12 protein-coding genes are annotated in these 18,707 nt (G+C 63.5%); 8 read left to right on the top strand and 4 right to left on the bottom strand.

Annotation, left to right across the window (positions count from 1 at the left end; genetic code table 11):
* The first annotated feature begins 155 nt into the window (after positions 1–155).
* The 5 genes from rimP to truB all read left to right on the top strand — a co-directional run bounded on the left by rimP (position 156) and on the right by truB (position 6,708).
* Positions 156–614 (top strand): ribosome maturation factor RimP, encoded by a 459-nt coding sequence (gene rimP / locus G5S42_RS23220; RefSeq protein ID WP_006052964.1) that lies wholly within the window; start codon positions 156–158, stop codon positions 612–614.
* A complete protein-coding gene (gene nusA / locus G5S42_RS23215) occupies positions 611–2,086 on the top strand; it encodes a transcription termination factor NusA (RefSeq protein WP_176108917.1) in 1,476 nt (491 codons plus the stop codon). The genes rimP and nusA overlap by 4 nt, the downstream gene beginning before the upstream one ends.
* A gap of 94 nt (positions 2,087–2,180) precedes the next feature.
* Positions 2,181–5,108: a translation initiation factor IF-2 gene (infB, locus tag G5S42_RS23210; RefSeq protein ID WP_176108916.1), complete on the top strand. Its 2,928-nt coding sequence runs from the start codon at positions 2,181–2,183 to the stop codon at positions 5,106–5,108.
* Positions 5,109–5,328: 220 nt separating this feature from the next.
* Positions 5,329–5,694, top strand: coding sequence for a 30S ribosome-binding factor RbfA (gene rbfA, locus G5S42_RS23205; RefSeq protein WP_008922231.1), 366 nt, complete (start codon positions 5,329–5,331; stop codon positions 5,692–5,694).
* Positions 5,695–5,772: 78 nt separating this feature from the next.
* Positions 5,773–6,708, top strand: coding sequence for a tRNA pseudouridine(55) synthase TruB (truB, locus tag G5S42_RS23200; RefSeq protein ID WP_176108915.1), 936 nt, complete (start codon positions 5,773–5,775; stop codon positions 6,706–6,708).
* 122 nt (positions 6,709–6,830) lie between these two features.
* Here truB and G5S42_RS23195 read toward each other — a convergent pair whose 3' ends face one another.
* The 4 genes from G5S42_RS23195 to G5S42_RS23180 all read right to left on the bottom strand — a co-directional run bounded on the left by G5S42_RS23195 (position 6,831) and on the right by G5S42_RS23180 (position 11,841).
* Positions 6,831–8,393 carry a DHA2 family efflux MFS transporter permease subunit gene (locus tag G5S42_RS23195; protein WP_176108914.1) on the bottom strand — a complete coding sequence of 521 codons (1,563 nt, stop codon included), beginning with the start codon at positions 8,391–8,393 and terminating at the stop codon, positions 6,831–6,833.
* A gap of 34 nt (positions 8,394–8,427) precedes the next feature.
* Positions 8,428–9,669: an EmrA/EmrK family multidrug efflux transporter periplasmic adaptor subunit gene (locus G5S42_RS23190; RefSeq protein WP_176108913.1), complete on the bottom strand. Its 1,242-nt coding sequence runs from the start codon at positions 9,667–9,669 to the stop codon at positions 8,428–8,430.
* Positions 9,670–9,752: 83 nt separating this feature from the next.
* On the bottom strand, positions 9,753–11,273 hold the full coding sequence (locus G5S42_RS23185) for an efflux transporter outer membrane subunit (protein WP_176108912.1): 1,521 nt from the start codon (positions 11,271–11,273) through the stop codon (positions 9,753–9,755).
* A gap of 52 nt (positions 11,274–11,325) precedes the next feature.
* Positions 11,326–11,841: a MarR family winged helix-turn-helix transcriptional regulator gene (locus G5S42_RS23180; protein WP_176108911.1), complete on the bottom strand. Its 516-nt coding sequence runs from the start codon at positions 11,839–11,841 to the stop codon at positions 11,326–11,328.
* Between the two features lie 326 nt (positions 11,842–12,167).
* Between G5S42_RS23180 and typA the strand changes: the two genes are divergently transcribed.
* The 3 genes from typA to odhB all read left to right on the top strand — a co-directional run bounded on the left by typA (position 12,168) and on the right by odhB (position 18,686).
* Positions 12,168–13,997, top strand: a complete 1,830-nt coding sequence (gene typA / locus G5S42_RS23175; RefSeq protein ID WP_176108910.1) for a translational GTPase TypA — start codon at positions 12,168–12,170, stop codon at positions 13,995–13,997.
* Between the two features lie 405 nt (positions 13,998–14,402).
* Positions 14,403–17,264 carry a 2-oxoglutarate dehydrogenase E1 component gene (locus tag G5S42_RS23170; protein WP_176108909.1) on the top strand — a complete coding sequence of 954 codons (2,862 nt, stop codon included), beginning with the start codon at positions 14,403–14,405 and terminating at the stop codon, positions 17,262–17,264.
* Between the two features lie 141 nt (positions 17,265–17,405).
* Positions 17,406–18,686 carry a 2-oxoglutarate dehydrogenase complex dihydrolipoyllysine-residue succinyltransferase gene (odhB, locus tag G5S42_RS23165; protein ID WP_176108908.1) on the top strand — a complete coding sequence of 427 codons (1,281 nt, stop codon included), beginning with the start codon at positions 17,406–17,408 and terminating at the stop codon, positions 18,684–18,686.
* The last annotated feature ends 21 nt before the right edge of the window (positions 18,687–18,707 follow it).

Raw genomic sequence — 18,707 nt, 5'->3', positions numbered from 1 at the left:
AGATGATGGGCGTTCAGCCCATTTTTTTTTGCCGCTCAGTTCATCGTGGTTCGGCATCTCGGGTTCGCACCAACGTGCGCCGGCTTGGCGCGCGGCCCGCATTGGTTGTTTGCAGAAGAGGCGAGGCTCGCTGCGCGAACATCTAAGAGGGCACTGTGCAACTGACGGAACTGATTGAAACCACGGTCGTGGGACTCGGCTACGAGCTCGTCGATCTCGAGCGCACCGGGCGCGGCATGTTGTGTATCTATATCGACCAGCCAGCCGGCATCGCAATCGAAGACTGCGAGAAAGTCACGCGTCAGCTCCAGCACGTTCTGACGGTCGAAAATATCGATTACGAGCGGCTCGAAGTTTCGTCGCCCGGTCTCGACCGCCCGCTGAAAAAACTGGCGGATTTTGAACGTTTCGCGGGCAGCGAAGCGGTTATCACACTGAAAAAGCCATTGGACGGTCGGAAATCGTACCGGGGTATTTTGCATGCTCCGCAGGGCGAGACGATCGGTCTGGAATTTGAAGGAAAAGAAGGCGCCGCGATGCTCGATTTCACGCTCGCGGACATGGACAAGGCGCGCCTTGTTCCGAAAGTTGACTTTAGGAGCCGCAAACAATGAGTCGCGAAGTGTTGATGTTGGTGGATGCGCTGGCACGCGAGAAGAATGTCGACAAGGACGTGGTATTTGCCGCGCTCGAAGCGGCTCTCGCTTCGGCCTCCAAGAAACTCTTCGAAGAAGATGCGGATATCCGCGTCCACATCGACCGTGAAAGCGGCGAGCACGAAACGTTTCGCCGCTGGAAAGTGGTGCCGGACGAAGCCGGTCTGCAGGAGCCGGATCAGGAAATCCTGCTGTTCGAGGCGCGCGAGCAGCAGCCCGACATCCAGCTCGACGAGTTCATCGAGGAGCCGGTACCGTCGATCGAATTCGGCCGTATCGGCGCGCAGGCCGCCAAGCAGGTGATCCTGCAGAAGGTGCGCGATGCCGAGCGCGAGCAGATCCTGAACGACTTCCTCGAGCGCGGCGAACACATCATGACCGGCTCGGTGAAGCGCCTCGACAAGGGCAACTTCATCGTCGAGTCGGGCCGCGTCGAAGCGCTGCTGCGCCGCGACCAGCTGATCCCGAAGGAAAACCTTCGCGTGGGCGACCGCGTGCGCGCGTATATCGCGAAGGTCGACCGCACCGCGCGTGGTCCGCAGATCGAGCTGTCGCGTACGGCGCCGGAATTCCTGATGAAGCTGTTCGAGATGGAAGTGCCGGAAATCGAGCAGGGCCTGCTCGAGATAAAGGCGGCGGCTCGCGATCCGGGCGTGCGCGCGAAGATCGGCGTGGTCGCTTATGACAAGCGCATCGATCCGATCGGCACCTGCGTCGGTATTCGCGGCTCGCGTGTGCAGGCAGTGCGCAACGAGCTCGGTGGCGAAAACGTCGACATCGTGCTATGGTCGGAAGACCCCGCCCAGTTCGTGATCGGCGCGCTCGCGCCGGCAGCCGTGCAGTCGATCGTCGTCGATGAAGAAAGGCATTCGATGGACGTCGTCGTCGACGAGAACGAACTCGCGGTCGCGATCGGCCGCAGCGGCCAGAACGTGCGACTTGCCAGCGAGCTCACCGGCTGGCAGATCAACATCATGACGCCGGACGAATCTGCGCAGAAGCAGAATCAGGAGCGCGGCGTCCTGCGTGACCTGTTCATGGCGCGTCTCGATGTCGACGAGGAAGTCGCCGACATCCTGATCGACGAAGGCTTCACGAGCCTGGAAGAGATCGCCTACGTGCCGCTCAACGAAATGCTCGAAATCGAGGCATTCGACGAAGACACCGTCCACGAACTGCGCAACCGCTCGCGCGACGCGCTGTTGACAATGGCGATCGCGAACGAAGAAAAGGTCGAGAATGTAGCGCTCGACCTGAAGAGCCTGGACGGCATGGACGCCGACCTGCTCGCGAAACTGGCCGAACATCAGATCCAGACGCGCGACGAACTCGCCGAGCTGGCCGTGGATGAACTGGTCGAGATGACTGGGATGGGAGAGGATGCCGCTAAGGCGTTGATCATGAAAGCACGTGAACACTGGTTCCAGTGAGAAATGACCATGGCGCACTGAATTGAACGCGGCCGCGAGGCCGCATGACCCGATGCTAACCGCAAGGAATCGGTCCTTGCATTAAGAGGAATGAATGGCGAGTAACAACGTAGCCCAATTTGCCGCGGAACTGAAAATGCCTGCTGGCGTGCTGCTCGAGCAGCTGCAGGCAGCGGGCGTCCAGAAAGCGAGCGAAGACGACAACCTGTCCGAGGCGGACAAGGCGCGTCTGCTCGATCACTTGCGCAAGTCGCATGGCTCGAACGATGCCGACAAGCGCAAGATCACGCTGACGCGCCGGCATACGTCGGAGATCAAGCAGTCCGATGCGACGGGCAAAGCTCGCACCATTCAGGTCGAGGTGCGCAAGAAGCGCACGTTCGTCCGCCGCGACGAGACCGTCGCGGAAGGCGGGGATGCATCGAATCATGTGGCCGAAAGCGCGGACGTCGAAGATCTCGAACTGCAGCGTCGTGAGGAAGAAGCACGTCACGAAGCCGAGCTGCTGGAAAAGCAGGCGCAGGAGCTAAAGGCGCGTCAGGAGCAACTCGAGCGCGAAGAGGCCGAGCGTCAGGCGCGCGAGCAGGCTGCGGAAGCCGAGCGTCAGCGCGCGGAAGAAGAAGCGAAGAAGCGCGCAACGGCTGCGGCCGAGGCGGCGGCTCGAGAGAAGGCTCAGCAGGCGGCGGCGCAAGCCGCTGCGCCGGTTGCCGCGAAGGCAAGCGTTCAGGACGACGAACGCGCGGCAGCGGAACGCGCCGCGCAACGTGAAGCTGCGAAGAAAGCGGAAGACGCTGCGCGCGTGGCTGCCGAAAAGGCGCGCGCCGAACAGGAGGAAATCGCCAAGCGCCGTGCCGCGGCCGAAGCCGAAGCGCGCGCGATTCGCGAAATGATGAACACGCCGCGCAAGGCGCAGGTGAAGGCGCCGGAACCGGCACCGAAGCCCGTTGAGCCGGCCAAGGCGGCCGAAGCCAAGGGTACGCTGCACAAGCCGGCGCGTCCGGCTGGCGAAGCACCGGCTCGCCCGGCAGCCAGGAAGCCGGCAGCCGCGGCTCCGGCACCCGCAAGCGCTCCGTCTGCGGGCGACAAGAAGAAGCCCGGCGCCGGCGGCAAGGGCGGCGGCAACTGGCAGGACGACGCAGCGAAGCGCCGCGGCATCAAGACGCGCGGCGATTCGAGCGGCGGCGTCGATCGCGGCTGGCGCGGCGGTCCGAAGGGTCGTGGCAAGCATCAGGAGCAGACCACCACGTTCCAGGCGCCGACCGAACCGATCGTGCGTGAAGTGCACGTGCCGGAAACCATCACGGTGGCGGATCTCGCGCACAAGATGGCGGTGAAGGCTTCGGAAGTCATCAAGGTGATGATGAAGCTCGGCCAGATGGTCACGATCAACCAGATGCTGGACCAGGAAACGGCGATGATCATCGTCGAGGAACTGGGCCACCGTGCGCTCGCGGCGAAGCTGGACGATCCGGAAGCCATGCTGGTCGAAGGCGAAGCGAGCGATGCCGAAGCGCTGCCGCGTCCGCCGGTCGTTACCGTGATGGGTCACGTCGACCACGGCAAGACCTCGCTGCTCGACTACATCCGCCGCGCTAAGGTTGCGGCAGGCGAAGCGGGCGGTATTACGCAGCACATCGGCGCTTACCACGTGGACACGCCGCGCGGCGTGATCACGTTCCTCGACACGCCGGGTCACGAAGCCTTTACGGCAATGCGTGCCCGCGGTGCGAAGGCGACCGACATCGTGATTCTGGTGGTGGCCGCCGACGACGGCGTGATGCCGCAGACAAAGGAAGCTATCTCCCACGCGAAGGCTGGCGGCGTGCCACTCGTCGTCGCGATCAACAAGATCGACAAGCCGGAAGCGAATCCGGAGCGCGTGAAGCAGGAACTCGTCACGGAAGGCGTCGTGCCGGAAGAGTACGGCGGCGACTCGCCGTTCGTGCCGGTGTCGGCAAAGACCGGCACGGGCATCGACGATCTGCTCGAAAACGTGCTGCTGCAGGCCGAAGTGCTGGAATTGAAGGCACCGGTCGAATCGCCGGCCAAGGGGCTCGTGATCGAAGCGAAGCTCGACAAGGGTAAGGGCCCGGTTGCAACGATCCTCGTCCAGTCGGGTACGCTGAACCGTGGCGACGTCGTGCTGGCAGGCAGCGCCTACGGTCGCGTGCGGGCCATGCTCGACGAAACCGGCAAGCCGACCAAGTCCGCGGGTCCGTCGATCCCGGTCGAAATCCAGGGTCTGTCGGAAGTGCCGCAGGCAGGCGAAGAAGTGATCGTGATGCCGGACGAGCGCAAGGCGCGTGAAGTAGCGCTGTTCCGTCAGGGTAAGTTCCGCGACGTCAAGCTCGCCAAGCAGCAGGCCGCGAAGCTCGAGACCATGCTCGAGCAGATGGGCGAAGGCGAAGTGCAGTACATGCCGCTCATCGTCAAGGCCGACGTGCAGGGTTCGCAGGAAGCGCTGGTGCAGTCGCTGCAGAAACTCTCCACCGACGAAGTGCGCGTGCAGATCGTGCATGGCGCGGTCGGCGGCATCAGCGAGTCGGACGTCAACCTCGCGACGGCGTCGAAGGCGGTCATCATCGGCTTCAACACCCGCGCGGATGCGCAGGCTCGCAAGCTCGCGGAAGCCAATGGCGTCGATATCCGCTACTACAACATCATCTACGACGCCGTGGATGACGTGAAGGCGGCGATGTCGGGCATGCTGGCGCCGGAGAAGCGCGAAGTCGTGACGGGCACGGTCGAAGTGCGCCAGGTCTTCAAGGTACCGAAGGTCGGCACGGTGGCGGGCTGTATGGTCACGGACGGTTTCGTCAAGCGCTCGTCGTCGGTGCGCGTGCTGCGCAACCACGTCGTCATCTTCACGGGCGAGCTCGATTCGCTCAAGCGCTTCAAGGACGATGTGAAGGAAGTCCGTCAGGGCTTCGAGTGCGGTATGTCGATCAAGAACTTCAACGATATCGTCGAAGGCGATCAGTTCGAAGTCTTCGAGGTCACCGAAGTCGCGCGTACGCTGTAATCCACGCGACACGGCACAACGGGCGGAACGGGCTTGACGCCCGCTCCGCCCGTTGTTTTTGAGTCCGCTGCGTCGAGTTTGTCGCTGGCTTCGTTGCCGCGTTCGTCGCAAATGGACTCTCACTGGCCGCGGCGAGCGCGACGCCGTCGTATCGAACGGATAACGAACACGGCTCGTGCGAACCAATTTTTGCATCCGTTATAGCGGAGCACTTAACACCATGCCTAAGAAACGTACTACTCCCAATCGCAACGTGCAGATCGCCGATCAGATCCAGCGCGACCTGGCCGAGCTGCTGCGCGAGGTCAAGGATCCGCGCATCGGCATCGTCACGTTTCAGAGCGTCGAGCTGACACCCGACTACGCGCACGCGAAGGTCTACTTCACGACGCTGACGGGCGACCCGCAGCAGACGCTCGAAGCGCTGACGCACGCGGCCGGCCATCTGCGCAATCTGCTGTTCAAGCGCCTCCATATCCATACGGTGCCGACGCTGCATTTCCACTACGACAAGACGATCGAGCGCGCCGTGGAGATGTCGCGGTTGATCGACGAGGCAAATTCCACGCGCGCGAAAGACGACTGAGCGTCTGCCATGCCGTCGCGTTCCATGTAGCGCGCGGCGCCGTTTTTCGTGTTTCCCGAACGTTCTGCCTCCCTAGACATGACCGCACCTCAACGCCCCCGCGTGCCGCGTCGCGCGCTCGACGGCGTGCTGCTCCTCGACAAGCCGCTCGGCCTGTCGAGCAACGACGCGCTGGTTCGCGCGAAACGTCTCTATCTGGCGAAAAAGGCGGGCCACACCGGCACGCTCGATCCGCTCGCTACCGGCTTGCTGCCGCTGTGTTTCGGCGAGGCGACCAAGTTTTCGCAAGATCTGCTCGAAGCCGACAAGACCTACGAGGCCACGATGCGCCTCGGCATCCGCACAACCACCGGCGATGCCGAGGGCGAGGCGCTCGACATCCGCGCCGTCGACTGCGACGAAGCGGCGGTGCGGGCGGCCTTGCCGAGATTCATCGGCGAGATCGTTCAGGTTCCGCCGATGTACTCGGCGCTCAAGCGCGACGGCAAGCCGCTGTATGAGTACGCGCGCGCCGGCCAAACGGTCGAGCGCGAAGGGCGGCACGTGACGATTCACGCGCTCGAGCCGATTGCGTGCGCGCTGCCGGATGTCACGTTTCGCGTGACGTGCAGCAAGGGCACGTACGTGCGCACGCTTGCCGAGGATATCGGCGAGGCGCTCGGCTGCGGCGCGCATCTGGTCGCGCTGCGCCGTACGGGCGTCGGCGCGCTGACGCTCGATCATTCGGTCACGCTCGACGCGTTGAGCGACGCGACCCTACCCGAACGCGACGCATGGCTGCAACCGGTCGACGCGTTGCTGTCGACGTTCCCGCAGGTCACGCTGAACGACGACGACACGCGTCGCTTCTTGCACGGCCAGCGCCTGAAGCTGTCGTCGTTGACGATCGCCGCCGATGCCGTGAATGCCCCGCGCGTGAGGGTGTACTCGGCGCAAGGGCGGCTTCTGGGGGTCGCGAAACCGGGCGAAGGCGTGCTCGCACCCGAACGTCTGGTCGTGACGACGGAGAGCTAGAGGCCGCCGTTTTGCCAGCACGGCGCGGACAATAAAAAAGCGGGAACGCCATCGTGCGATCCCGCTTTTTTATGCCCTACAGTGGAGCGGGTCGAACTCAAGCAACACCGCGAACAACCCACTCAATGCGCCGCAGCCGCCGCCGCCGCCGAGTCACCGCCCGCCCGTTCCGGCCGCGTGATCCAGATCAGCGCGATCAGCGCGACAAAAATACCGGCCGAAATGAAGAACAGATCGTTCACGCCGAGCTGCGCGGCCTGCTGCGTGACCATGGTATTGAAGAGACCATAGGTCTGCTGTTGATCCAGGCCCGCTGCGCCCATCTGATGAATCGACTGACCAAACACCGGGTTGTAAGCGTTCGCCTGCTCGGTCAGTTGTGCGTGATGCATGATCGTGCGGTGATCCCACGCGGTCTGGAAAATCGACGTGCCGATACCGCCGCACATGATCCGCACGAAGTTCGACAGCCCCGAGGCCGCCGGAATCCGATGGCCCGGCAAGCCCGACAGCGTGATCGACACGAGCGGAATGAAGAAGCCGGCCATGCCGATTCCCTGAATCAGCGTCGGCAGCATCAGTGAGTACGTATCGACGCCCGTCGTATAGCGCGAGCGCATCCAGAAACACAGCGCGAAAATCAGGAACGACAGCGTCGCGATATAGCGCGGATCGGTGCGCGGCAACACCTTGCCGGTGATCGGGGACAACAGGGTCGCGAACACGCCGACGGGCGCCATCACGAGTCCCGCTTCGGTCGCGGTGTAGCCGAGATCGGTCTGCAGCCACAGCGGCAACAGCACGAGATTGCCGAAGTAAAGCCCATAGCCGATCGACAACGCGATCGTGCCGCCGGTGAAGTTACGCCGGCTGAACAGCGACAGGTCAACCACCGGATGCTCGGCCGTCAGCTCCCACACGATGAAAAACGCGAGCGCGATCACCGCGACGAGCGCGAGCACGACGATCGTCGTCGACGAGAACCAGTCGAGGTCCTTGCCCTTGTCGAGCATGACCTGAAGCGAGCCGACCCAGACGATCAGAAGACCGAGGCCGACGCCGTCGATTGGCGCCTTCTTGATCACCGAGTCGCGGTTACGGAAGATCATCCACGTCGCGGCGGCCGCGACCGCGCCGACCGGAATGTTGACGTAGAAGATCCACGGCCACGAGATGTTGTCGGAAATCCAGCCGCCGAGAATCGGACCGGCAACCGGCGCGATCAGCGTTGTCATCGCCCACATCGATAGCGCCATTGGCGCCTTCGCGCGCGGATAGCTCGCGAGCAGCAGCGTTTGCGACAGCGGGATCATCGGGCCGGCCACCGCGCCTTGCAGCACGCGCGACGCGAGCAGGAACGGCAGGTTCGGCGACAGCCCGCACATCCATGACGACAGCACGAACAGCACGATGGACGCCATGAACAGCCGCACCTGGCCGATGCGGTCGGTGAGCCAGCCGGTCAGCGGTACCGAGATCGCGTTGGCCACCGCGAACGACGTGATCACCCAAGTGCCCTGGTCGGACGACACGCCGAGGTCGCCGGAAATCGACGGGATCGACACGTTGGCGATCGACGTGTCCAGCACGTTCATGAACACGGCGAGCGACACCGCGATGGTGCCGATCACCAGTTGCGCGCCCTCGAGCGGCGGGTGAGGGACTTGCGCCTGAGCCTGAGCCATTAAAAGAGCCTTCTAGGAATCGTCGGGCGGAGCGTTAGCTCTTATGGGCTGCCGGTTTCGTGGCGGCCGCGGCGCTCGCCGCGGTCGACTTCTGCGCGCCGCCGTTCGCGTTCTGGCCAGCGTTTTCCGCGATGATGCGCGCGATTTCCGCGTCGGCTTCCGCGCCGTACTTGTCGAAGACGTTGGTCTGGTAAGCCGTGGACGGCGCCTGACCGAGCTGGCCGCCGGTGTCGTCCTTGATGTTCACGTCAGCCTGCATCGACAGGCCGATGCGCAGCGGATGCTTCTCCAGTTCCTGCGGATCGAGCGAAATACGCACCGGCAGACGCTGCACGACCTTGATCCAGTTGCCGGTCGCGTTCTGCGCTGGCAGCAGCGAGAACGCCGAGCCCGTGCCGGCCGAGAAGCCGATCACCTTGCCGTGATAGGGCACCGACGAGCCGTAGACGTCGGCCGTCAGCTCGACCGGCTGGCCGATGCGCATGTGCTTCAGTTGCACTTCCTTGAAGTTCGCGTCGACCCACACGTCGTGCAGCGGCACGATCGCCATCAGCGGCGTGCCCGGCGATACGCGCTGGCCGACCTGCACCGAGCGTTTCGCGACATAGCCGGTGACCGGCGCGGGCAGCGTATTGCGAGCGTGGTTCAGGTACGCGTCGCGCAGCTTCGCGGCGGCGGCCTGCACGTTCGGGTGATTGGCGATCGTGGTGTTCGCGGTCAGCGCGCGGTTGGCCGCGAGTTGCTGTTTGGCGGCGTCGAGCGCGGCTTGTGCGCTCTTCACGGCGTCGCGTGCGTGCGAGATTTCTTCCTGCGATACAGCGCCGGTCTGCGCCACCGTCATCCGGCGCTTCAGGTCGTCCTGGGCTCGCGACAGGTCGGCCTGGCTCGCTGCGACCCGCGCTTCGTACTGGCTGTCGTCGGCGAACAGGCCACGCACCTGGCGCACCACCTGCGCAAGATTGGCCTCGGCCTGTTCGAGCGCGACGCGCGCGTCGGCCGGGTCGAGCACGACGAGCGGGTCGCCGGCCTTGACGACCTGGGTGTCGTCCGCATTGACCGCAATCACGGTGCCCGTGACCTGCGGCGTGATCTGCACGACGTTGCCGCTCACGTAGGCGTCGTCGGTGTCTTCATGGAAGCGTGCGTCGAGGAAGTAGTACAGGCCGTACGCGACCGCGGCAATCAGGATCACGATGACGAGCAGCGTCATCATGCGCTTGCGTTTGCCGTTGTTGGCCGCTTGCGGTGGAGTGGCGGGCTGCTGGGGGGTGCTCATTGATGTGCTCCGGGTTCTTTTGAACGTCGTCGTTTATTCGGGTGTTCGTGTGTATGCGTGTGGGTTGCCGCGGGCGGTCTCGCTCAGTTCGCGGCGGTGCGCGTGGCGTGGTTCGCGGCGTTGGCCGATGCGGGAGCATCGGTCGGCACGACGAGACCGGTCTGGGTCGCGTCGAAGCCGCCGCCCAGTGCCTTGATCAGGCCGATCTGCAGACTGCGGCGGCGCATCTGCAGACCGGTGACCGTCTGCTCGGCGGCGAGGCGGTTGTCGTCCGCGGTCAGCACCTGCAGTTGCGGCGACAGCCCGGCCTTATAGCGGATCACGGCCAGCTGGTACGCCTTGCTCGACGCCTCGAGCGCGCGCTGGGCGTCGCCTTCCTGGCGGTCGATCGAGCGGATCGACGACACCTGCGTGGACACGTCCTGCAGCGCGTTGATCAGCGTCTGGTTGTAGTTCGCGACGTCGCCCTCGAAGTCGGCGTAGCGGCCCTTCAACTGCGCACGCAACGCGCCGGCGTCGAAGAGTGGCAGATGGATCGCTGGGCCGAACTGGATCTGACGGCTCGACGAGGTCAGGAAACGGCCCCAGCCGAAGGCGTCGAAGCCGAAGCCGGCCGCGAGATTCACGTCCGGAAAGAACTCGGCTTTCGCTTCCTTGACGTCGTGCATCGCGGCCTCGACCTGCCAGCGCGCGGCGACGATGTCCGCGCGACGCGCCACGAGGTCGGCCGGGATGTTGTCCGGCAGCGCGACCACGTTGCCGCCGGTGAGCACCGGCTTGTCGATCTGCAGGCCACGGTCCGGGCCTTTGCCGAGCAGCGCGCCCAACTGGTAGCGCACGACGGTGATCTGGCCGTCGAGGTCGGTCAGGTTCGACTGGCTCGTCGCGATGTTGCCGGCGGCGGTCTGCTTCTCGACGTTGGTGTCGAGACCGGCCGTCACGCGGTTATCCGTGATACGGCCGACGTCCTGGCGGTTCGCGATTTCACGCGCGGCGATGTCGCGGAACGCGTACAGCTGCGCGAGCTGATTGTAGGTGCTCGCGACCGACGCGGCGAGCGTCACGCGCGCCTGCTGCATGTCGGCTTCGGCGGCTTTCTGCTGCGACACGGCCTGGCCGAGGCGCTGACGATTCTTGCCCCACAGGTCGAGATCCCACGACGCGCTCGCGAGCACGTTGTTCTCGCTAAACCAGGTGCCGCCGAACGGAGGCGGGAAGAGGGCGTTCGCCGAGTACAGTTCGCGGGTCCACGAATAGCTTAGTTCGGCCTTCGGGAACAGCGCCGAGCGCGAGCTTTCGATATACGACGAAGCCTTCGCGAGCCGCGCCTGCGCCTGGGCGATCGACGGGCTGCCCTCGAGCGCCTCCGCGATCAGCTTCGGCAGTTGCGGGTCCCCGAACTGGTTGGCCCAGTCGAGCGATGGCCACTGGCCGCCCTCGTTGGGCAGACTCTGCGTCGACTCATACTGCGTCGGCGAGGCGATCTGCTTGTCGCTCTTGACGCCGAAGTAGTTCGCGCAGCCTGTGAGGGCGAGCGCCGTCACCGCCGCGGCGACAGCAGCCCGGCTCGACAGCGCGGGCGCGGACAGGGAAAGGGATTTCATCGCTCGACTCTTCTTTGAGTGGAATGTATTGATGGACGCAGCAAGCAAGCTATTACGATTTGTTATCGGGATGGCTTGAGGCATCGCGGGAAAGTCCCGTGTGTTCGCCGGAATTGGCGAGCACGCGGCGCAGCATGCTCTTCAGGAAGCCCACTTCCTCCGGGGTGAACCCGTTCAGCAGGGTATCGAGCACGCCGTTGAAAATTGCCGGCATGCGGGCCGCGATCGCATTGCCTTCCGGCGTCAAGGCGAGGCGCACGACGCGCCGGTCTTCGTTGCTGCGCACCCGCGTGAGCAGGCCGCGCTTTTCGAGCCGGTCGATCAGGCGCGTGACGGCGCTTGCGTCGATACCATATTCACGCGCCAACTCGGCCGCGAGCAGGCATTTGCCGCTCGCCACCATGAACAGGATGCTGCCTTGCTGGCTAGTGATGCCGAGCTCGGCCATGCTGCGCTGCGTAACCAGATTGTGCAGAGTCGATTTCACCCGCGAGATCAGATAACCGACGCTTTCGCCGAGTTGATACTCGCTGAGATCCGGCGTGGGTTCGTTGGACGGCTCCGTCATGATTCTCGTGCGATTGCAATGGTTGACTAGGCATTAGTATAGCTGGCTGTTGATTGACACGACAAGCGTAAATACAGCTTAGGCAAGGATTATTTCCTGCTCAAGTCAGATGCCGTACGGATCGACGTAGGGCGCGGGCGACGCGGTATTCGCGAAGTCAGCGGGGACGCGGAGGGCGTACGGTCTATCGGGGAATACCAGAAAGGATCATCCGCGCGTGCTATAATTTTGGGTTCCCAAAAGTGCGCTTTGGGCTTGTTGTCGTGGTTTGGCTCGTCAACCAGCAGCATAAGCAAGCGGCGCACTCAACCGTCTTCAGGTTTCCTATGACCCGCGCCCTACGCAACATCGCCATCATCGCTCACGTCGACCACGGCAAGACCACGCTCGTCGATCAGCTCCTCCGTCAGACCGCCACGTTCCGCGAGAACCAGCAGATCGCCGAGCGCGTGATGGACTCGAACGACATCGAAAAAGAGCGCGGCATCACGATCCTGTCGAAAAACTGCGCGGTGGAGTACGAAGGCACGCACATCAATATTGTCGACACGCCGGGGCACGCCGACTTCGGCGGCGAAGTGGAGCGCGTGCTGTCGATGGTCGACTCGGTGCTGCTGCTCGTCGACGCGGTGGAAGGCCCGATGCCGCAAACCCGCTTTGTCACGAAGAAGGCGCTCGCGCTCGGCCTGAAGCCGATCGTCGTGATCAACAAGGTCGACCGTCCGGGCGCGCGGGTCGACTGGGTGATCAACCAGACCTTCGACCTGTTCGACAAGCTCGGCGCGAGCGAAGAGCAGCTCGACTTCCCGATCGTCTACGCATCGGGGCTGAACGGCTATGCGGGTCTTACGCCTGACGTGCGCGACGGCGACATGCGTCCGCTGTTCGAGGCAATCCTTCAGCACGTGCCGGTGCGCCCGGCCGACCCGGAAGGTCCGCTGCAACTGCAGATCACGTCGCTCGACTACTCGTCGTACGTCGGCCGTATCGGCATTGGCCGTATCACGCGCGGCCGCATCAAGCCGGGCATGGCCGTCGCGGTGCGCTCGGGCCCTGAAGGCGAAATCCTCAATCGCAAGATCAACCAGGTGCTGTCGTTCAAGGGTCTCGATCGCGTGCAGGTCGATTCGGCTGAAGCGGGTGACATCGTGCTGATCAACGGTATCGAGGAAGTGGGCATCGGCGTGACGATCTGTTCGCCGGAGCAGCCGGAAGCGCTGCCGATGATCACCGTCGACGAACCCACGCTGACGATGAACTTCCTCGTCAACTCGTCGCCGCTCGCGGGCCGCGAAGGCAAGTTCGTCACGAGCCGTCAGATTCGCGATCGCCTGATGAAAGAGCTGAACCACAACGTCGCGCTGCGCGTGCGCGATACCGGCGACGAAACCACATTCGAAGTGGCAGGCCGCGGTGAGCTGCACCTGACCATTCTGGTCGAAAACATGCGCCGCGAAGGCTACGAGCTGGCGGTGTCGCGTCCGCGTGTCGTGATGCAGGAAATCAACGGCGAGAAGCACGAGCCGTACGAAAACCTGACCGTCGACATGGAGGACACCCACCAGGGCGGCGTGATGGAAGAACTCGGCCGCCGCAAGGGCGAAATGCTCGACATGGCGTCGGACGGCCGTGGCCGCACGCGTCTCGAGTACCGTATTTCGGCACGTGGTCTGATCGGCTTCCAGTCGGAATTCCTCACGCTGACGCGCGGCACGGGTCTGATGAGCCACACGTTCGATTCATACCAGCCGGTCAAGGAAGGCGCGGTCGGCGAGCGTCGCAACGGCGTGCTGATCTCGCAGGACGACGGCGCGGCAGTCGCGTACGCACTGTGGAAGCTGCAGGATCGCGGCCGCATGTTCGTGTCGCCGGGCGAGGCGCTGTATGAAGGCATGATCATCGGCATTCACAGCCGCGACAACGACCTCGTCGTGAACCCGATCAAGGGCAAGCAGCTCACCAACGTGCGCGCGTCGGGCACCGATGAAGCCGTGCGTCTCGTGCCGCCGGTTCAGCTGTCGCTCGAATACGCGGTCGAGTTCATCGACGACGACGAACTGGTCGAAGTCACGCCGAAGTCGATCCGTCTGCGCAAGCGCTACCTGAAGGAACATGAGCGCCGCAGCGCGAGCCGCAACAAGGTTGCCGGCGAATAAGCGGGTTTCGAATCCGTTTGGATAGCAGGGAACGGAAGCCACCTTCGGGTGGCTTTTTCGTTTTCGGCGCACCGACACTTGTGGCGCTGCATCATGCCCGGCACTTTCCGGGCGGCACAGGTGTAGACACCTATTGCGCAATTCGCCTTCTCATTTTCTACAGAACACTATTGCGCGCTGTGAAGAAGCAACCCGTCATCCGCGAAACGCCCGCCATCACTGGCTTTGCCGCGTGTGCTGTCCGCTATCTGGGCTATTCGTTCTGTGCTATGCTCCCGGGTGCAAAGTTTTAGGTCCTTCCAAGCAAGACTTGATTCGCGCAATCCGCTAAACGGTCAGGCCGTGTCGCGGAAGGTTCTGTAACCCGCTATTTCTCGAGAAACTCGAAGAAAGGTGAGCGTAAAAATGATGAAGCAATTCCAGTCGAACTCTTATCTGTTCGGCGGCAATGCTCCGTACGTTGAAGAAATGTACGAAGCGTATCTCGATAATCCGGCGTCAGTGCCCGAGACCTGGCGCAGCTATTTCGATGCGTTGCAGAACGTGCCTGCATCGGATGGCAGCAACGCCAACGACGTGGCCCACGGCCCGATCGTCGAATCGTTTGCACAGCGCGCCAAGGCCAATGCCTTCCTGCCGCGCGCAACTACCGGCGGCGAAGATCTCGCAACCGCCCGCAAACAGGTTTACGTCCAGTCCCTCATCGGCGCATATCGCTTCCTCGGCTCGCAATGGGCCAATCTCGATCCTCTGAAGCGCCGCGAACGTCCCGCGATCCCCGAACTTGAACCCGCGTTCTACGACTTCACCGAAGCCGACATGGACCAGGAGTTCAGCGCAACGAATCTGTACTTCGGCTTCGAGCGCGCGACGCTGCGCGAGATCGTCAAAGCCCTGCGCGACACGTACTGCGGCACGATCGGCGCCGAGTACATGTACATCAGCGATCCGGAACAGAAGCGCTGGTGGAAGGAACGCCTCGAATCGATCCGTTCGACGCCGAACTTCAGCAACGACAAAAAGAAGCACATCCTGAACCGCCTGACGGCCGCCGAAGGCCTCGAGCGTTTCCTGCACACCAAGTACGTCGGCCAGAAGCGCTTCTCGCTCGAAGGCGGCGAGAGCTTCATCGCGGCGATGGACGAAGTCGTGCGTCACGGCGGTCTGCGCGGCGTTCAGGAAATCGTCATCGCGATGGCTCACCGTGGCCGTCTGAACGTGCTGGTCAACACGCTCGGCAAGATGCCGGCCGACCTGTTCGCTGAATTCGAAGGCAAGCACGTCGACGATCTGCCGGCCGGCGACGTGAAGTACCACAAGGGCTTCTCGTCGGACGTCGCGACCGAAGGCGGTCCGGTTCACCTGTCGCTCGCGTTCAACCCGTCGCACCTCGAAATCGTCAACCCGGTGGTCGAGGGCTCGGCGAAGGCGCGTATGGACCGCCGCGGCGACGAAAACGGCGTCCAGGTGCTGCCGGTGCAGATCCACGGCGACGCGGCGTTCGCAGGCCAGGGCGTCGTGATGGAAACGCTGAACCTTGCGCAAACGCGCGGTTATGGCACGCACGGCACGCTGCACATCGTCATCAACAACCAGATCGGCTTCACGACGTCGGACCCGCGCGATTCGCGCTCCACGTTGTACTGCTCGGACGTCGTCAAGATGATCGAAGCGCCGGTGCTGCACGTGAACGGTGACGATCCCGAAGCGGTCGTGCTGGCCATCCAGATGGCGATCGACTTCCGCATGCAGTTCCACAAGGACGTCGTCGTCGACATCGTCTGCTTCCGCAAGCTCGGCCACAACGAGCAGGACACCCCGGCGGTCACGCAGCCGCTGATGTACAAGACGATCTCGAAGCACCCGGGCACGCGCGCGCTGTACGCTGAAAAGCTCGTGCAGCAGGGCGTCATCAAGGCCGACGAAGGCGATGAATTCGTCAAGGCCTACCGCAAGGCGATGGACGAAGGCCATCACACGATCGACCCGGTGCTCTCGAACTACAAGAGCAAGTACGCGGTGGACTGGGTTCCGTTCCTGAACCGCAAGTGGACCGACGCGGCCGACACGGCCGTGCCGCTCGCGGAACTGAAGCGCCTCGCCGAGCGCATCACCACGATTCCGGAAAACTTCAAGGTTCACCCGCTCGTCGAGCGCGTGATCAACGACCGTCGCGCCATGGGCCGCGGCGAAGCGAAGCTCGACTGGGGCATGGGCGAGCACCTCGCGTTCGCATCGCTGGTCGCATCCGGTTACGCGGTTCGTCTGACCGGTCAGGATTCGGGCCGCGGCACGTTCACGCACCGTCATGCGGTGCTGCACGACCAGAACCGCGAGCGCTGGAACGACGGCACCTACGTACCGCTGCAGAACATCGCCGAAGGTCAGGCGAAGTTCACGGTGATCGACTCGGTGCTGTCGGAAGAAGCGGTGCTCGGCTTCGAATACGGTTACTCAACCGCTGAACCGAACACGTTCGTCGCGTGGGAAGCGCAGTTCGGCGACTTCGTGAACGGCGCGCAGGTCGTAATCGACCAGTTCATCTCGTCGGGCGAAGTGAAGTGGGGCCGCGTGTCGGGCCTGACGATGCTGCTGCCGCATGGCTACGAAGGCCAGGGTCCGGAGCACTCGTCGGCGCGTATCGAGCGTTTCCTGCAACTGTGCGCAGACCACAACATGCAGGTCGTACAGCCGACCACGCCGGCGCAGATCTTCCACCTGCTGCGTCGCCAGATGATCCGTCTGTTCCGCAAGCCGCTGATCGTCGCAACGCCGAAGTCGCTGCTGCGTCACAAGGAAGCCGTGTCGGATCTGTCGGAACTCGCGAAGGGTTCGTTCCAGCCGGTGATCGGCGAAGTGGACGAAACCATCGACGCGAAGAAGGTCAAGCGCGTGCTGGTCTGCTCGGGCCGCGTGTACTACGACCTGGTCGCGCATCGCCGCGAAGCGAAGGTGAACGACGTCGCGATCGTCCGTATCGAACAGCTGTATCCGTTCGCTCACAAGCAGTTCGAAGCGGAAATGAAGAAGTACGACAACGCAACGGAAGTGGTGTGGGTGCAGGACGAGCCGCAGAATCAGGGCCCGTGGTTCTACATCGAGCACCATCTGAAGGAAGGCATGAAGGAAGGGCAGAAGCTGGCGTACAGCGGCCGTCCGGCTTCGGCTTCGCCTGCGGTGGGCTACTACGCGAAGCACTACGAGCAGCAGAAGGCGCTGGTCGAAGGCGCTTTCGGCCGCCTCAAGAGCGCGTCGATCGCCAAGTAAAGAAACAGACGAGCCCGGGAGAACGCAGTGCGTTTTCCCGCGCCGCGCCGAACGATCCCATGAGATTCAGGCGCGGCGCTCGTGGTTCGCAGGCGGTCGCGATGAAGCGCCGTCACCCGATACGTATTCAGGATACTCATAATGGCTATTGTTGAAGTCAAGGTTCCCCAGCTCTCCGAGTCGGTCTCGGAAGCGACCATGCTGCAGTGGAAGAAGAAGCCCGGCGAGGCTGTCGCTCAGGACGAAATCCTCATCGAAATCGAGACCGACAAGGTCGTGCTCGAAGTGCCGGCTCCGGCAGCAGGCGTGCTCGCGCAAGTCATCTCGAACGACGGCGACACGGTCACGGCGGACCAGGTGATCGCGAAGATCGACACCGAAGGCACCGCAGGCGCCGCCGCTGTCGAAGCCGAAGTGAAGCCGGCTCCGGTCGCCGCAGCGGCTCCCGCGCCGGCGGCTCAGTCGACAACTGCGGCTGCCGCCGCAACGGGCTCGAACACCGCAGCTTCGCCGGCTGCCGGCAAGCTGATGGCCGAAAAGGGTCTGGCCGCTGGCGACGTCGCCGGCACCGGCCGCGACGGCCGCATCACCAAGGGCGACGTGCTGACCGCAGGCGCTCCGGCTGCCAAGGCTGCACCGGCTCCGGCTGCCGCACCGAAGGCTGCGAAGCCGTCGCTGCCGGACGTCAAGGCTCCAGCATCGGCCGACCAGTGGTTGAAGGACCGTCCGGAACAGCGCGTGCCGATGTCGCGTCTGCGTGCGCGTATCGCCGAGCGTCTGCTCGAGTCGCAGCAAACCAACGCCATCCTCACGACGTTCAACGAAGTGAACATGGCGCCGGTCATGGATCTGCGCAACAAGTACAAGGACAAGTTCGAGAAGGAACACGGCGTGAAGCTCGGCTTCATGTCGTTCTTCGTGAAGGCGGCTGTTCATGCGCTGAAGAAGTTCCCGCTCGTGAACGCGTCGATCGACGGTAACGACATCGTCTATCACGGCTACTTCGACATCGGTATCGCGGTCGGTTCGCCGCGCGGTCTGGTGGTGCCGATCCTGCGCAATGCAGATCAGCTGAGCCTCGCCGACATCGAGAAGAAGATCGCCGAATTCGGCCAGAAGGCGAAGGACGGCAAGCTGTCGATCGAAGAAATGACCGGCGGTACGTTCTCGATCTCGAACGGCGGCGTGTTCGGCTCGATGCTGTCGACCCCGATCATCAACCCGCCGCAGTCCGCGATTCTCGGCGTGCACGCCACCAAGGAACGCGCTGTGGTCGAAAACGGCCAGATCGTGATCCGCCCGATGAACTACCTCGCGCTGTCGTACGACCACCGGATCATCGACGGCCGCGAAGCCGTGCTGTCGCTGGTCGCGATGAAGGACGCGCTGGAAGATCCGGCACGTCTGCTGCTCGACCTGTAAGCGCCCGCTCGGACCGCGCCG

Origin of the sequence: Paraburkholderia youngii, from assembly GCF_013366925.1 — a bacterium.
Lineage (GTDB): Bacteria > Pseudomonadota > Gammaproteobacteria > Burkholderiales > Burkholderiaceae > Paraburkholderia > Paraburkholderia youngii.
The sequence above is the reverse complement of the archived record's forward strand: the minus strand, read 5'-3'. Positions and strand labels throughout refer to the sequence as shown.

Coding starts and splice junctions, on each gene's coding strand:
- G5S42_RS23190 (WP_176108913.1), bottom strand. CDS start 9,669: ATGAGCACCCCCCAGCAGCCCGCCACTCCACCGCAAGCGGCCAACAAC.
- G5S42_RS23185 (WP_176108912.1), bottom strand. CDS start 11,273: ATGAAATCCCTTTCCCTGTCCGCGCCCGCGCTGTCGAGCCGGGCTGCT.
- odhB (WP_176108908.1), top strand. CDS start 17,406: ATGGCTATTGTTGAAGTCAAGGTTCCCCAGCTCTCCGAGTCGGTCTCG.
- infB (WP_176108916.1), top strand. CDS start 2,181: ATGGCGAGTAACAACGTAGCCCAATTTGCCGCGGAACTGAAAATGCCT.
- typA (WP_176108910.1), top strand. CDS start 12,168: ATGACCCGCGCCCTACGCAACATCGCCATCATCGCTCACGTCGACCAC.
- G5S42_RS23180 (WP_176108911.1), bottom strand. CDS start 11,841: ATGACGGAGCCGTCCAACGAACCCACGCCGGATCTCAGCGAGTATCAA.
- G5S42_RS23170 (WP_176108909.1), top strand. CDS start 14,403: ATGATGAAGCAATTCCAGTCGAACTCTTATCTGTTCGGCGGCAATGCT.
- nusA (WP_176108917.1), top strand. CDS start 611: ATGAGTCGCGAAGTGTTGATGTTGGTGGATGCGCTGGCACGCGAGAAG.
- G5S42_RS23195 (WP_176108914.1), bottom strand. CDS start 8,393: ATGGCTCAGGCTCAGGCGCAAGTCCCTCACCCGCCGCTCGAGGGCGCG.
- rbfA (WP_008922231.1), top strand. CDS start 5,329: ATGCCTAAGAAACGTACTACTCCCAATCGCAACGTGCAGATCGCCGAT.
- truB (WP_176108915.1), top strand. CDS start 5,773: ATGACCGCACCTCAACGCCCCCGCGTGCCGCGTCGCGCGCTCGACGGC.